This window comes from Rhizobium aethiopicum, from assembly GCF_900094625.1.
In the GTDB taxonomy this organism is placed as follows: domain Bacteria; phylum Pseudomonadota; class Alphaproteobacteria; order Rhizobiales; family Rhizobiaceae; genus Rhizobium; species Rhizobium aethiopicum.
The window spans coordinates 48,091-61,785 of record NZ_FMAJ01000021.1 but is presented as its reverse complement, the minus strand read 5'-3'; the positions used below and the strand labels follow the sequence as shown (position 1 = coordinate 61,785).

10 protein-coding genes are annotated in these 13,695 nt (G+C 59.3%); 7 read left to right on the top strand and 3 right to left on the bottom strand.

The genetic code is table 11. From position 1 onward, the window contains the following. Window positions 1-156 precede the first annotated feature (156 nt). From GA0061105_RS28245 to GA0061105_RS28215, 7 genes are all read left to right on the top strand, one after another. Window positions 157-1,335: a glycosyltransferase family 2 protein gene (locus tag GA0061105_RS28245; protein WP_064695385.1), complete on the top strand. Its 1,179-nt coding sequence runs from the start codon at window positions 157-159 to the stop codon at window positions 1,333-1,335. Beyond that, entirely contained in the window at window positions 1,329-4,331 is a 3,003-nt protein-coding gene (locus tag GA0061105_RS28240) for a trifunctional glycosyltransferase/class I SAM-dependent methyltransferase/polysaccharide deacetylase (RefSeq protein ID WP_092754209.1), read from the top strand. The genes GA0061105_RS28245 and GA0061105_RS28240 overlap by 7 nt, the downstream gene beginning before the upstream one ends. A 7-nt stretch (window positions 4,332-4,338) precedes the next feature. Further along, window positions 4,339-5,412: a glycosyltransferase family 2 protein gene (locus GA0061105_RS28235; RefSeq protein ID WP_092754206.1), complete on the top strand. Its 1,074-nt coding sequence runs from the start codon at window positions 4,339-4,341 to the stop codon at window positions 5,410-5,412. Beyond that, complete coding sequence (locus tag GA0061105_RS28230) at window positions 5,405-7,165, top strand: ABC transporter ATP-binding protein (RefSeq protein ID WP_092754203.1); 1,761 nt, start codon at window positions 5,405-5,407, stop codon at window positions 7,163-7,165. The genes GA0061105_RS28235 and GA0061105_RS28230 overlap by 8 nt, the downstream gene beginning before the upstream one ends. Next, a complete protein-coding gene (locus tag GA0061105_RS28225; protein ID WP_092754200.1) occupies window positions 7,162-8,331 on the top strand; it encodes a glycosyltransferase family 2 protein in 1,170 nt (389 codons plus the stop codon). Before GA0061105_RS28230 ends, GA0061105_RS28225 begins: the two co-directional genes overlap by 4 nt. A gap of 1,053 nt (window positions 8,332-9,384) precedes the next feature. Then, window positions 9,385-9,591, top strand: coding sequence for a hypothetical protein (locus tag GA0061105_RS28220; protein ID WP_004676311.1), 207 nt, complete (start codon window positions 9,385-9,387; stop codon window positions 9,589-9,591). Window positions 9,592-10,228: 637 nt separating this feature from the next. Next, window positions 10,229-11,032 (top strand): DUF6030 family protein, encoded by an 804-nt coding sequence (locus tag GA0061105_RS28215; protein ID WP_092754197.1) that lies wholly within the window; start codon window positions 10,229-10,231, stop codon window positions 11,030-11,032. 377 nt (window positions 11,033-11,409) lie between these two features. On the opposite strand, the gene GA0061105_RS28210 is transcribed toward GA0061105_RS28215, so the two are convergent. The 3 genes from GA0061105_RS28210 to GA0061105_RS28200 form a co-directional block, all read right to left on the bottom strand. Continuing rightward, window positions 11,410-11,658 (bottom strand): hypothetical protein, encoded by a 249-nt coding sequence (locus GA0061105_RS28210; RefSeq protein WP_064695391.1) that lies wholly within the window; start codon window positions 11,656-11,658, stop codon window positions 11,410-11,412. Window positions 11,659-11,760: 102 nt separating this feature from the next. After that, a complete protein-coding gene (locus GA0061105_RS28205) occupies window positions 11,761-12,468 on the bottom strand; it encodes a TfuA-like protein (RefSeq protein WP_092754194.1) in 708 nt (235 codons plus the stop codon). Continuing rightward, complete coding sequence (locus GA0061105_RS28200) at window positions 12,465-13,655, bottom strand: YcaO-like family protein (RefSeq protein WP_092754191.1); 1,191 nt, start codon at window positions 13,653-13,655, stop codon at window positions 12,465-12,467. Before GA0061105_RS28200 ends, GA0061105_RS28205 begins: the two co-directional genes overlap by 4 nt. Between the last annotated feature and the right edge of the window lie 40 nt (window positions 13,656-13,695).

The window sequence follows — 13,695 nt, the reverse complement described above, 5'->3', positions numbered from 1 at the left end:
CGCGGCGCTGATGCGGGCAGCTTGGAGCCCCGTTGCGTCCTTCCGGACGCAGGAAGGCTGCTCCGATTTTCCGAACTGACGCATCGGGCTTTCCGAAGATCGATCTCGATTTAGGCTCGATGCGCACGGCTCAAGGGTGCGATCGAGAGTGTGTTGATGCGAGTACCGATTCCGTCCGATCTCAAGGACATAAATTTTCCCGTACCAATTCACTACCTCGATCTCGCCGCGGCTGACGTCGACGCCGTTTCGCCTCCCCTCACCGAGGGACTTGTCGTCTTTCTGTCCGATGGCCTTCCGGTGGGACAGGGCTATGTCGATGCACCGGAGACAGCCGCCATAATGGCCGGGCGCATCGTGCGACGCGATACGCTCGACCATGCCCGCAGCGTGGCCGAAACCCCTCTCCGCAATCGCGATGTCAGCATTCTGATCTGCACTAAGGACCGGCCGGAGGAGCTGCGCCGCTGCCTGGCCTCGATCCCGGAACAGTCTCTTCGCCCGGTCGAAATCATCGTGGTGGACAATGCCTCTGCCGGCGATGCGACGCGTCGTGTTGTCGAGGAAGCCGGCGCAACTTACGTCCGTGAGGACCGGGTCGGGCTGGATTACGCCCGCAACGCGGCGGTCCGCGCAGCGAAAACCGAATTCGTCGCCTTCACCGATGATGATGTGGTTCTCCATGACAGATGGCTGGAGAACCTGATGAAGGCTTTCGACCGGCCGGAGATCGGCTGCGTGACGGGGCTGATCCTTCCCGGAGAACTCGCCACGCCTGCGCAGTACATTTTCGAAAAACATTGGGGCTTCGGCAGAGGTTACCTGAGGCAGGATTTCGACCAGGGCTTTTATCGCCAGCACAGCCGTTATGGCGCGCCGGTCTGGACGATCGGCGCCGGCGCAAGTCAGGCCTTCCGCCGCAAGGTCTTCGACGACATCGGCCTGTTCGACGTACGCCTCGACATGGGCGCCGCCGGCTGTTCCGGCGATTCCGAATATTGGAACCGGCTCCTCCATCACGGCCATATCTGCCGCTATGAACCGACCGCCGTGTCGTGGCACTTTCATCGCAAGGATATGAAAGGGCTTGCCAGGCAGATCTACCAATATATGAGCGGCCATGTCGCGGCCCTGCTGGTGCAGTATCAGAACACCGGCAACCGCGCCAACCTGCGGCGCGTCCTCATTTCCTTTCCGAAATATTATGCCGGACGGCTGCGCAAACGCCTGCGTAAAGGTGCCACGTCGAACGATTTCTTCCTGAGGCAGGAAATGCTCGGAAGCGTCAACGGCGCGCTCTACCTTATGCGGCGATGGAAGATGCCCGCATGGTGAGCGCCGCGACGCCGGACATTTCCTTCCTCATCCCTGCCTATAATGCAGAGGACACGCTCACCGAATGTCTCATCAGCCTGCAGCGGCAGACGCAGACAAACTGGCAGGCGGTGGTGGTTGACGACGGTTCGAGCGACCGCACCTGGGAGGTCCTTCAAGGCATCGCCGCGACGGACGCCCGCATTCTCCCCCTCCGCCAGACGAACGCCGGTGCGGCGGCGGCGCGAAACCATGCCGCGCGCCTGGCAGCCGCGCCCCTGCTCTGCATGCTCGACGCCGACGACTGGCTGGATGCGACCTTCATCGAAACCATGCTGCCGGCGGCGCAGGGCGGATCTCCGCCCGTCATTGCCTTTTGCGCCTATCGCCGGGTGGCCCCGGACGGGCGCATGATGCGGGTGGAGCAGCCGCCCGTTCTCGCGGGTGATGCCGCCAGGCGCGAGTTCGCGTCCTTCTGCGCGCTCGCCATCCACACGGTCGTCTTTCCGACAAGCCTTTTCCAGCTTCTGGGCGGCATGGATGAGACCCTGCAGACCGGCGAGGAATGGGACCTCTGGCTGCGCATGGCCTTTGCGGGCGCCGAGTTTCGCCGTGTCGACAAATGCCTTGCCTTTTATCGCATGAAAGCAGGCTCACTCTCCGGCGATCCGTTCAAGCTGGTGCGTGACGCCGTCCGTGTCACCACGAAGGCCGAATCTCTCCGCGTGCAGCATGGCTTGGAAGCCGAGGGGCCGCAGACCGGCTGGATGACACCCGCTCTCAGCCAGTTGCGCATGCTCGCCTGGGCCGTCTCAGGCAGGCGCAGCCCGGCGATCGACGTCGCAGCCCTTGCTGCGCTCGTGCCTGAGATGCCCGACGCCGCGGGCCATGAGAGCTTCCTCGTCGAGGTGATCATGCACGGCTTGCGGACGGGGCTGTCGACCGACCAGGCTGGCGACCTGATCGACGCGATCGACAAGTGGCGAGCGCCTTTCCTCTCGCTCATCGGTCAGATCCAGCACCACTCCTTCCCTGGCACCGGGCGCAAGATCGCCGAACTCACCTGCTGGCAGCTATCGGCCGCCAGTCCTTTGCGATCCTTCACGCTCGGAAATGTCCAGGTGGTCAGCGTCAAACTCGGCGCGTTGTCGCGGATCGACAAGGCTGAGCAGGCCGACACGCTGATCATGCAGGCCGTTGCCGGCGGACAGCATGTCGGCTCCTTCGTGGGGCCGTTGTGGGGCGATCTTTCGATCCGAGCGCAAATCAGGCTGATTATAAAGGAGATGCAGGCGACAGAGCACCTGCAGACGCCGGCGACGCTTAGCTATATCAGTTCCTGGACGACGGAGGCACTGCGAAGCTACAGAACCTTCGGTGGCCTCATCATCAGGAACGGCCGCCGGCGAGGACGGCTGGAAAGGCTGTTGGGGCGGATCGCCGGCAATGCCCTTCTTGCCACGACAACGGGCGACCAACAGGACAACGACGCCCGGCTCTCCGGCCTCCTGCGGGATCTCGAACGCGCTGTGAGCCCGCGGCTTTCCAAGCCCTGCGGCGCGCGGCCGCAGAAAAAAACGGAAACGCCTGCTCCTCCGTCCGAGGAAGAATACTGGGAACATATATTCGAGCGCCCGGACCCCTGGAACTACGTCTCGGTCTACGAGCAGGTCAAATATGCGCAGACATTGAGCCTGATCCCTGAGGGAATCGAGACGGCGTTGGAACTTGCCTGTGCCGAAGGGATCTTCACCGAGAAGCTGGCAAAAAAGGTCGGCCGGCTGACGGCCACCGATATTTCCCGGCGGGCGGTCGATAGGGCGATCGAACGGTGCCGCGGTCACGACAATGTCGAGCTGCGTGTTCTCGACTTCGTCAGGAACGATCTGCCGCCCGAGCAGGATCTCGTCGTCTGCTCCGAAGTCCTCTATTACATGAAGGATGAACAGATGCTGGCCGCCGTCTGCCGCAAGATGGCGGCGGCGTTGAAGCCAGGCGGTTGCCTGATCACCGCCCATGCGCATCTGCGCCGGGACGAACCCAGCCGAACGGCCTTCGATTGGGGCCACCCTTTCGGTGTCGAGACGATCAAGCAGGTCCTTTCGGCCCAGGCCGGGCTCGCCCTGGAAGAGACTGTCGATACCGATCTTTACGCCATCCACCGGTTCAGGAAAGGCGCCATGACCAATCCCGTGCTGCGGACCGAGCCGCATGGAACGCCGATGGACGTCGATGTGGCAAAACACATCATCTACGGACCGGCCGGCGTGGCGCGCGAGGCGGCATGGGCAACCGAGGTCACGACTTCGATTCCCATCCTTATGTATCATAGAATAGCAGCTGAGGGCCCAGCCGACCTCCGGCGCTTCCGCATGCCGCCGGACATCTTCCGCAAGCAGATGCAGTTCCTTCGCCGACAAGGCTATTACGCCGTGACGGCGCCGACCCTGACCCGTCTTTTGCGGAGCGGCAAACCGATCCACGGCCGGCCCGTCATGCTGACCTTCGACGACGCCTACCTGGATTTCCGGACAAATGCCTTCCCGATCCTGGCCGAGAATGATTTCAGCGCCGACGTCTTCGTCGTCACCGACAAGGTCGGCGGCCGCTCGGACTGGGACTCGGCCCACGGCGAGCCTGCGGCGCTGATGTCATGGCGTGATATTGAGGAGCTGCACCAAAAGGGCATCAGCTTCGGCTCCCATCTCGCATCCCATACACCGGCGAGCGCGATGGACAATCACACCTTGCTGGCGGAAGCCATGCTGTCGCGCAACGCGCTGCAGAACCGGCTGGGCAACGCCGCCGAATCCATCGCGCTGCCCTATGGCGCCACGGACTTCAGGGTTCCCGGCATTCTGGCGCTTGCCGGCTACGCGCTCGGTTTCACCACACGACCCGAAAAAGCCACTTTGTCCGACAACTTCTTCGGCCTGCCGCGCCTCGAAGTTCGCGGCGACCGGCCGCTTCAAGCCTTCCCCGAACTGATGGGCCTGCCGGGAGCCTTTATCGGATGACAACGCCATGACTGCTGCAGCGGCTCCTCTCATCACCATCGTCATACCGGCCTACAATGCCGAGAAGACGCTCGTTGAAACCTTGAAAAGCGTCTCGAGCCAATCCTATGGCAAGCTCGAAATCCTTGTGGTCGACGACGGATCGCGCGACGGCACCTTCGCGCTTGCGAGCGACTATAGCCTTACCGATCGCCGTGTTCGCGTTCTCCGGCAGCCTAACGGCGGCGTAGCGCGCGCCCGCAACCACGGCATCAGGGAGGCGCATGGGGTCTATGTCGCGCCCATCGATGCCGACGATGTCTGGCATCCGGAAAAGATCGAGCGTCAGCTTCAGGCGCTGAGAAAATTCCCCGACGGACAAGGGGTCGCCTACAACTGGTATGCGGCGATTGACGAAAACGGCGTCATTTTCGGACATTCACGCCCGGTCTTGCACGAAGGTAACATCTTCGAACCGCTGCTGAGGGAGAATTTCATCGGCAACGGCAGCACGCCGCTGATGCCGCGAGCGGAAGTTCTGCGCTGCGGCGGTTACGACGCCGGCCTGCGCGACAGCGGCGCCGAAGGCTGCGAAGATCTGAAGCTCTATCTGGCCCTGGCCGAGCACCTGCCCTTCGCCCTCGTTCCCGATTTTCTCACCGGTTATCGCTTCACCAGGGGAAACATGTCGAGCAACGCCTATCGGATGCTGAAATCCCACGCCCTTGTGATGGCGCCGATCATCACGCGCTATCCGCATCTGGCGCGTGATATTGAGACAGCCAAATTCAACACAGCGCGCTGGTATTTCAACAGAGCTCTTGCCGACCGTGACTACGCCCAGCTCAAGAAGCTGGCGCCGATGATGGCGCGGCAATATTCCCCGCAGCTAGTCGTCCATGGCATGCGGCAACGCTTTCGCCAGGCCAAACGCCATGGCATCCGCATTGCGAAACGCCTCCTCGGAAAGTCATTCGCCCGGCCGAATGCCCGTCTCGCGGCGGCGGCCATTCCGCAACCCGGCACAGCGTTCAGCGATCGTTTCATCTCGGTCGGGGGAGCGCTCAGCCCAACGTCTCCGCGGATGCCCGACAATGAATAGGTTTCGGAAATCCGCTTCCTCCCGGCCCGCCCGCGCATACAACATGGTCATTGCGGCCCGGTACCGCGAGCTTCTGCAGCTCGTGCCAGCGCTGCGGATGAAGATGACAGTGATGATCCTCCTCGGCATCCTCACCGGATTCTCGGAGATGGTCGGCATTACCTTTCTGGTGAGCCTCGTCTTTCTTCTCGGTCAGCAGGGCCCGGTTTCCGGCTCCGCCGTTGCAGGGCTTCCGGCTTTTTTCGGCGGCATCGACCTCAGTCTTTCGAAGCCGGCTCTGATCGGCATCCTCATCGCCTCCATCCTCCTGCGAATTCTCTTGGGATGTGCCAATTCGCTGATATCAAGCGCGGTCAACCACAAGATCAGCGACCGCATGCGCGACCGACTCTATGCCAAAGTCTTGACCATTCCCTTCCAGCGCTTTCAGGACTACGAGCGCAGCGATCTGATCAACGTGATCGCAACCGAAGCCTATGCGGTATCCTCGGCGCAGGCGAGCCTGGTGCGTCTCGGTGTCAATTTCGGCACGATCGTCATCTTCGGCATCGGCATGCTTGTCATGGCCTGGCCGATCGCCCTCCTCGCTATCGCCTTCGGCTTCATCCACAATTTCGCATTGGGCTTCTTTGCCGGCGCCTACCGCCGTCTCGGTGCTTCGGCGCTGGCGGCTGTGGAAGCGTTGACGCAGTTGAGCTGGACAACGCTGCAGACATTGAAGGCAGTCAAAAGCTTCGGTCTCGAGGAGCGCCACCAGCAGCTGTTCGAGACACTTTCTAGCGATGTCGGCCGGACCTGGCGCCGCTCGGACTGGATGGGAGCGGCGACCTCGCTGCTGAGCGAAATCCTGACCTTCGGGGTCATCCTGACGATCATTCTGTCGTCGGAATTCCTACCGGTGGATTTCAAGGCGGCACTCTCGGCCACCATCCTTCTTTACAGACTTCAGCCGCATATCAAGGGCTTCGACTCTCAGATCCTGCGTCTTTACGAAATGGAAGCATCCTTGCAGAACGTGCTGGCGCTGCTTTCTGAAAAGGATGACCCCAAGCAGGTCTCGCAAGGGGCGCCGGTCGGGCGCCTGGCGGAAGCCATTGTCTTCCATGATGTGTCGTTCACCTATGCGCATGCGACCACACCGGCCGTTCACAACCTCAACTTTTCGATCAAAGCAGGTGAAACGACCGCTCTGACGGGACCGAGCGGCTCTGGCAAAACGACAATTCTGAACATGATTCTCGACCTCAATCGGCCGACGCGAGGCATGATCACGATCGACGGCCGGGACTTGGCAACCCTTGACCGCACGAGCTGGCTGCACCTGCTCTCCGTCTCGGGCCAGGACGTCGAGCTGATGGAGGGTACTGTCTTCGACAACATCCGCTTCCGGCGCGATATCTCCGAGCAGGACGTTCGTTGGGCCGCCGATGTCGCCTGCGCCACGGAGTTCATCGAAAATCTGCCCGAAGGCTTCGACGAATGGCTGGGCGACGAGGCGGTGCGGCTTTCGGGCGGGCAGCGCCAACGTATCGGCCTGGCGCGCGCACTCGCCGGCAGACCGCAAATCCTGCTGTTGGACGAAGCCACGAGCGCGCTTGATGAAAATACCGAGATGCGGGTGCTTTCGGCGATAAAGGAGGATGCCGGCAGAACGTTGATCGTCGTCAGCCATCGCCCTGCTGTTGCCAGGCTAATGAAGAACCAGATCGTTCTTCGCCCGCCGACACTCACACCCACCTCCAAGCTCGGGTGACGTCGATGGAGATGTCGCCCATGTCAGCGGTTCTGGTGACGGTGGTAATCCCCGCTTATAATGCCAGGGAATACATTGCCGAGACACTTCAGTCGGTCATCGACCAAACCCACAAGGCGCTGGAGATCATTGTCGTCGACGACGGCTCGACGGACGACACGGCGTCCATCTGCCGCCGCTTCGCCGCCGCCGACCCGAGGATCCAACTTCTGTCGACGGAAAACCGCGGCGTTGCCGCGGCGCGCAATACGGGGATCGAAGCATCGACGGCAGACTATATCGCCTTCCTGGACGCCGATGACCTCTGGCATCACACCTATGTCGAAAGAATGCTATCAGCGCTCCATCCCCTGCCCGACGACTGGGGCGCGGTCTATGCGCTTCACCGCTTGGTCGATTCCGAGGGATATTGCACGAAGTCCGGCTCGTCCCTCAGCGCCCGGGACTCCATTCTCGTTCGCCATCTCGTGTTCCGCTTCGTCGGCAATGGCAGCGGCTTCATGGTGCGCCGCGCCGTCATCGACAAGATCGGCGGCTACGATCCGAGCTATGCCAATCAGGGAATTGGAGGATGCGAAGACTTCGACTTCGAACTCCGCACCGCCGAGCATTTCAAGATCGAGGCGGTGCCACTTGGTCTGGTGGGCTATCGCGTTCATCCCGCAGCCATGTCAACTGACAGGTCCCGAATGGCGCGATCGCTCCTGGCAGTGACCGAGCAATGCGTCGCCCGTAACCCGAAGCTTCCCGCTTTCGTCATCAGTTGCGCGCACGCCTCGGCTCACCTTTATGCCTTCTCAAAATTTGCAGCTTTGAGAGAATGGCGCAACGCCGCGACCTCGCTCAAGCACATCTACCAGCACAGCCCGCCGCTTGCTGCGGCCGTCATTGTCAAACTGGTCTTTTCAAAAGCCATCAGAGCCGCAAGCAGGGTATTGGCCAAAGCGCGGCCGGTCAGACAACCAAAGCGAAAATATTGTAAGAAGTTCGAGGAATTGGACCCACTTATCCCGCTTGTCGGCGGATGGTCACGTTTTCGAACGAAGGCCTTGTTCAGGCGCTTGTCGGAAATCGATCGGTGCGGTGGAACTTTCGCTGCGACCTCGAAAAAAGAGTGCTTTGAAGGCCGGAGCCTTCACTCCATTGGCAACGATGCCATCAGCTAACAGTACAAATGAAGCAGAAACGCAAATATTGCTACGCAAAAAAGACACAAGTTGTGGGAAACGCGATAACCCCAAAAATAATACGGGACAATACCGAATTTAACTGCAATCATATCTTCGTACTGTGCAGGCAATCCTACACGAGGACCCGTCACCCACCCCGGCGGGTCCTCACCTCTTCAGGCGACACGTTGGCGCAGCGGTGACAATTGGTTGCTGCATCGGATAGATAAATCCTGCGTCGGACCTCGATAGTGCCTCGTCGAAATGGACGCGATGAGATAACCCACTATCGGCAAGTAAGGATCTCGCGCTTCGATGAGATTCGAGCCGTCATGCAGACGATATTGCTGTCAGGTATATATCGACATCTGGTATTCTCTAAAGACAAAACACAGCCGCCGATAATTATGAGAAATAATTAGCTCACCCCGCAAGTGATATTGAAATACAACCCCTGTCTGAAACATGTATTTTACCTTTTGATAAATTTTTACTTTATTCTGTAGACCATCGAATTTCTTTTCGCAGAGATGGCGGCGTCAATGCTCGCCAGGAATATAAATAATCGCTTTACTTCCTGCTTTGCTTTCCTGGCAGCACCGTGACCACACCGCCCCTATAGAAGAGGCCCTCACGAGCAATGACCCAACAACGCGAGAAGGCGTCGGCATCAACACCTGGCCACGCAATTCGGTATCGGGAGATATGATGACCGGCGGGGAATGGCACTCTAATACGCCGACAAATCAAAGAATTATACCTGTTCATACGGAGATAGCCTTCGATCGGTCATGGCCAGTTCGCCGGATGGTCCTAGACGTCCAAGCGACGACACTCAGCGCAAGAGAAGCTCACCTAGGCGCGAAGAAGTCCCGGCATGAAACAACGAGTCCTCCCGCACCACCGACTTGGTCTCACTCAAGAGTCCCCACTACCAAACCTGTGTCGAAATGGTCGCACCTCTCCATCGAATTAACCCTTCATAAAGCATTTGCTTGCTCAACTTATAATTTGTGTCATGGTCACTGTAAGTAGTGAGGAGCCGACCTGATGAGTGATATGGCATCGCAAATTCCGGAATTTGGTTATGATGAACGCGTGATGATCTGCCGGAAGCAGATCGAGAAGGCGGTTTATCAGTTCATTGCAAACACGAAGGTCGAGGGGTGCGATCCGGCGGAAGTCGCAATGGCCATCGCGGACATTGCCGACGATTACATTTTACTGCTGGCCCAGAAGCGCAATTTGACCCATTGAGATCGGGATCGGTCGGCCCGGCCGATCGTCAGACAACCGCAAACCAAAATAGCCGCCGTCTCCTTGCCCAGAGACAACGTCAATGAAACCGCTTACCATTCTTTTTGGGCCTCCCTGATGCTTGGACATCCGAATAAGTTCTGAATAAGCGGCAGTCCCCTAGGGAAGGCTCATATTTCGACTTGGCAGTCCGTCGCTTGAACCGATCTGGTTCCACTAGCTAGAGCGGTTCAGCTTTTCAGGGACGCGCAGAACCGCTCCACGTCTTGGGGTTATGCAATTCCAGACGGAAAATAGCTTCGCACCTCACTTGGAGGTGATCTAAAGTGGGTAGCTCCAGGCTCGTCGATCCGCTCCCAATCGACAACCTCGAAAGCTCACAGCTAACGCGAACAGCCTTGCACCGAGCTCTGCTTGACGCTTGATGCGCTCGACATCACAATCGCTGCCTCGAAGGTGAGAGTCGACTGTACCGCTTTCACATCGCTACTCGCCTCAGAAGGACTTGCCGAAAGGGTGATTGGCCACGCGCCGACCGACACCCGTAGTCGCCAGCTTGCGAGGTAACGCCGTGGGCAAAGTGTTATCATCAGTCGGTCCTTCTCGCGACAGCCAACGCTGGCATTGGAAGTTCCCAATGCCGGGCAACTACGGCTGGCTGCTCTGGACAGCGCTTTTGGTACTCGTTTTGCTTCTCGCAGGTATCGTTGTTTATTACCGTGAAATCCGCCACGTCGAAGATCCTGTCGCGGTCCGCGAACACCGAACTCTTAACAAGGTTGCCCGAGCATCCGGCATAGCCGGCCGACGCGACACTGTGGCTCCTCCTCCTTTCCCGCCGATATCTCCATCGCGGCATCTGACCGAGCCCCCTAAGCTGGAGCTGACAAGTCAGTTTCTGCGGATGTGGCTGGTCTCGGGGTCTAATATTTGCGGCGCTCTTCGAGATGCCGGCATCGAGATGAGCGAATGGAAGGCCGCATCGATGCGCAATCGCAATTACGAATGTTATTTTCAGCGCATCTACGAACGAGACGAGGTACGACCGATCAGTTCGACCTTCGTTAGGGTTCGTGGAAATGAAAATGGTGATATTCTCGAAATTCAGGCCAAGGTCGTTGGCCCGAAGACAGATGCACAGGGACGTCTCTCCCCGGCCGTTCTGCGCATATTTGAGATCATTGTGAAGCAGGCGTGCTGGCCGGATTTTGAGGATGCGCTTACGCCGATCCAAAACCTTCGCGATGTCGAATACGAACGATTCGGCGCTTATCTCTCCTTCACCCGCGACGCCGGCAGCGAAAATAACTTCAATTTTGCTCTTGGTGTTAAGGCGACCTCAGGTTCGCAGATAAGGACTAGGACCTATTTTTCGACAGACCGATGGCTGGTTGCGAGAACTCCCCTGGTCACGTCCCTAACAGCCAATTGCGCTCAATGACGTGCAAGCACCACTCACAATCCGAGATCGAGCTGAAACTGCCACTGTACATCGACAGCTCCGGCGATCGCCAGCGATGAAAGCGTCTCGACGAGCGGGTGAACGGAGTGCTTGAATGGGCGACTACTGACGTCTTACCGGGCACTGCGCGCGAACTGCTTAAGTCTATTGACGATTTTGACCGAGACGCCACAGGCCTGTGCTGCCGGAGCTGAGGTCAGATGCCCCTCGATAACCACAAGAGCCATTTCTTTCCGGCGCAACCGCGTCAGTCAGGCATTCTTATGAATGTTCATTCGCGGCGATCCTTCTGACCTGAGCTGTGGCAGCTCCAGTCTCCGATCCGCTCCCAATGACGACCGCCCGAAAGCTCACACCTAATGGCTTCTTATGCTCACCAGAGGAACCGGCGAGCTCAATTCAGCCAAGTCTCTGGTCAGCCCCTCCCCGACTTCCTGCTTCACCGCCTCAAGAGCAAGATCGAGGCAATTCGTGGCGAATTGCAGTTTGACATCCTGGGCAACCTGTCGCGCATATGCGATCATCCGCGCCAGCGCGACCAGTTCGTCCAGACCCTCTTCCGCCCCTAGATCTCCATTTACTTTAGCAGCCGATGTCACGCCCATGCCCATTTCTCCAACGAATTGAAGGAATGATACGCGAGCCGACGTGGCGGAGCCCGTGAAAAAAGCGTGACACAACTCTCGGTGACCGTCGTCGTCTTCGCTTCACAATGCAGGCCGTGTGGAGAATGAGGTTTCTTGCAGTTTCCAGGACAAATCGGCATTCACGCGAAGATCGCCGGCTGCTTGCACCGCTTTCAGCAATTCCAGGGCATCGATGCGTTTTTGATCGACGGAATGCGAGACAAGGGTGGCCAGAAGGTGCGGGCGATCCTGCTCGGCTATGCCGGCGCATTGCTCGACGATTGCCCGCCAGGTCCGACTCTTGAAGAATATCGCGTTCGCGGCATCTTCGATGACTTGGCGCAACCCGCCTGGGAGCAATTCCTTGCTTTCCATGGCATCGAGCGTGGCGCTGACATTGACGAACGGTATCGTCAACGGCTTGCCGCCGAGTGCGCGCGGCGCGTGGACGAGCGCGACGGCGGCATCATCGATCAGCCGGCCCGTGCGGTAGTCTTCGAAAATGCGGCCGATCCCGATCATCCCGAACGACTGACATTCCGCGGCGCGGAGCGCGCCCATACTTGCCGCCCCCAGAACCGTCACGCCAAGAGAAAGAGCATAGAGAATTTCCTTGTGCCAGACCGGGGCGGCGTATTCGAAACCGCCGTCGATCAGGCCGATGACATTGGCACCCTGTTCCACTGCAGCCCGAACATCGCCCTGCGTGGCTGGCGGCAGGACACGTATTGCCCCGCCGGCAAGTGAGGCCGCGTCGGGAAGACTGGGACCTGCGAAAATGACCTTCAAAAGCCTATCGCCCTAGCGAGCGCCCTCGTTCCAAACCGGCGAGCACGCTGCCCCTCCGGATTTTCGAGCTCGGGGATGACGACCTTAACGACGCCAAATGGAAGCGTGTCGTCGCTGAGGCGTACGGCGATAACCGACCTGATCCCTTTTTTTCGCAAGGCGTCCAGCACATGCTGCAGCAAATCCGCCAGATCCCGATATCCCGGCGCCCGATCGCAGACAGGACCGGCAGCCGGCGGCACGGGAACTGCGTCGAAGGCTCGTCGCACCAGCGGCGGCAAGGGTCTTGAGAAGACCTCGGGAGAAATATCATCCCTGGCTCCGCTGATATAAGTGAGCCTGGATTGCGCTGCTTCCGTTATCGCCCGGATGGCCGCGCGCACGGGAGACGGATGGGCTCCCGTGCCGCCGGTCACCTCGATGAGGCGAATGCCCCTGCCGCCGTGGTGATCCCGCTGGCTGCCTGGAACGCACTCCCTCGGACCTAGAATGGCGGAGAAACACGGAATGGCGATGTCGCTGGTAATATCGAAGAGCCTGAGTGCCAATCCTGACGTCTCGACCTTGTCGATCAAGCCGGTCAGGGCGCGGTCCTGAAAGCCACGGGGGTCGACGCAGCCGGCATAACGATCCTCTTCCGCGCCGACCTGCCACAGCACATGCGCGTCCCGCTCGATGCGCTCGAGCACACCATGAAAAACGGCCTCGTCGACATTGTTCCCAGATGCCAGGCCGTCGGATGACATCCAGTATCGCGCGTCGCGAGTGCGATCGAGCACCACCGCTTCAAAAGGGATATAAATCTTCTCGCCGGTGAGGATATTGATGCCGGCCACCCATTCCGTCTCCTCGTCCGGTCCAAGATCGGGTTTATGCATGGCGATCAGGCAGTTCAGCGTATCGGTCTTGTGTCCGACCGCCTGCAGAGCGGACGAGGTGCTACGCACGAGATCGACGAAAGGTTCGCCTGCGACTGCCCGTTCCAGGGCTTCCATGACTGTGGACACTTCAGCGTCGACATCGGTCAGGCCCTTTCCCTGAGCAATCACGATTGAACGCGAATTCGGAGTATAGGCGCACCAGACAGGAATTCCGATATCATCGAGCCCGGTATGTCGCGCAACTCTGGTTATGCCGAACCGAGTCAAAAAAGGCTCGACGCGGGAAAGAGTTTCCCGCGGCGATATGATCCTGTCGGAATATATGGACTGACCCGTCAGAATGCCC

What these genes read in the sequence shown, in the direction of transcription:
- GA0061105_RS28245 (WP_064695385.1), top strand. Translation starts at nt 157, where the DNA reads ATGCGAGTACCGATTCCGTCCGATCTCAAGGACATAAATTTTCCCGTA.
- GA0061105_RS28240 (WP_092754209.1), top strand. Translation starts at nt 1,329, where the DNA reads ATGGTGAGCGCCGCGACGCCGGACATTTCCTTCCTCATCCCTGCCTAT.
- GA0061105_RS28235 (WP_092754206.1), top strand. Translation starts at nt 4,339, where the DNA reads ATGACTGCTGCAGCGGCTCCTCTCATCACCATCGTCATACCGGCCTAC.
- GA0061105_RS28230 (WP_092754203.1), top strand. Translation starts at nt 5,405, where the DNA reads ATGAATAGGTTTCGGAAATCCGCTTCCTCCCGGCCCGCCCGCGCATAC.
- GA0061105_RS28220 (WP_004676311.1), top strand. Translation starts at nt 9,385, where the DNA reads ATGAGTGATATGGCATCGCAAATTCCGGAATTTGGTTATGATGAACGC.
- GA0061105_RS28215 (WP_092754197.1), top strand. Translation starts at nt 10,229, where the DNA reads ATGCCGGGCAACTACGGCTGGCTGCTCTGGACAGCGCTTTTGGTACTC.
- GA0061105_RS28210 (WP_064695391.1), bottom strand. Translation starts at nt 11,658, where the DNA reads ATGGGCGTGACATCGGCTGCTAAAGTAAATGGAGATCTAGGGGCGGAA.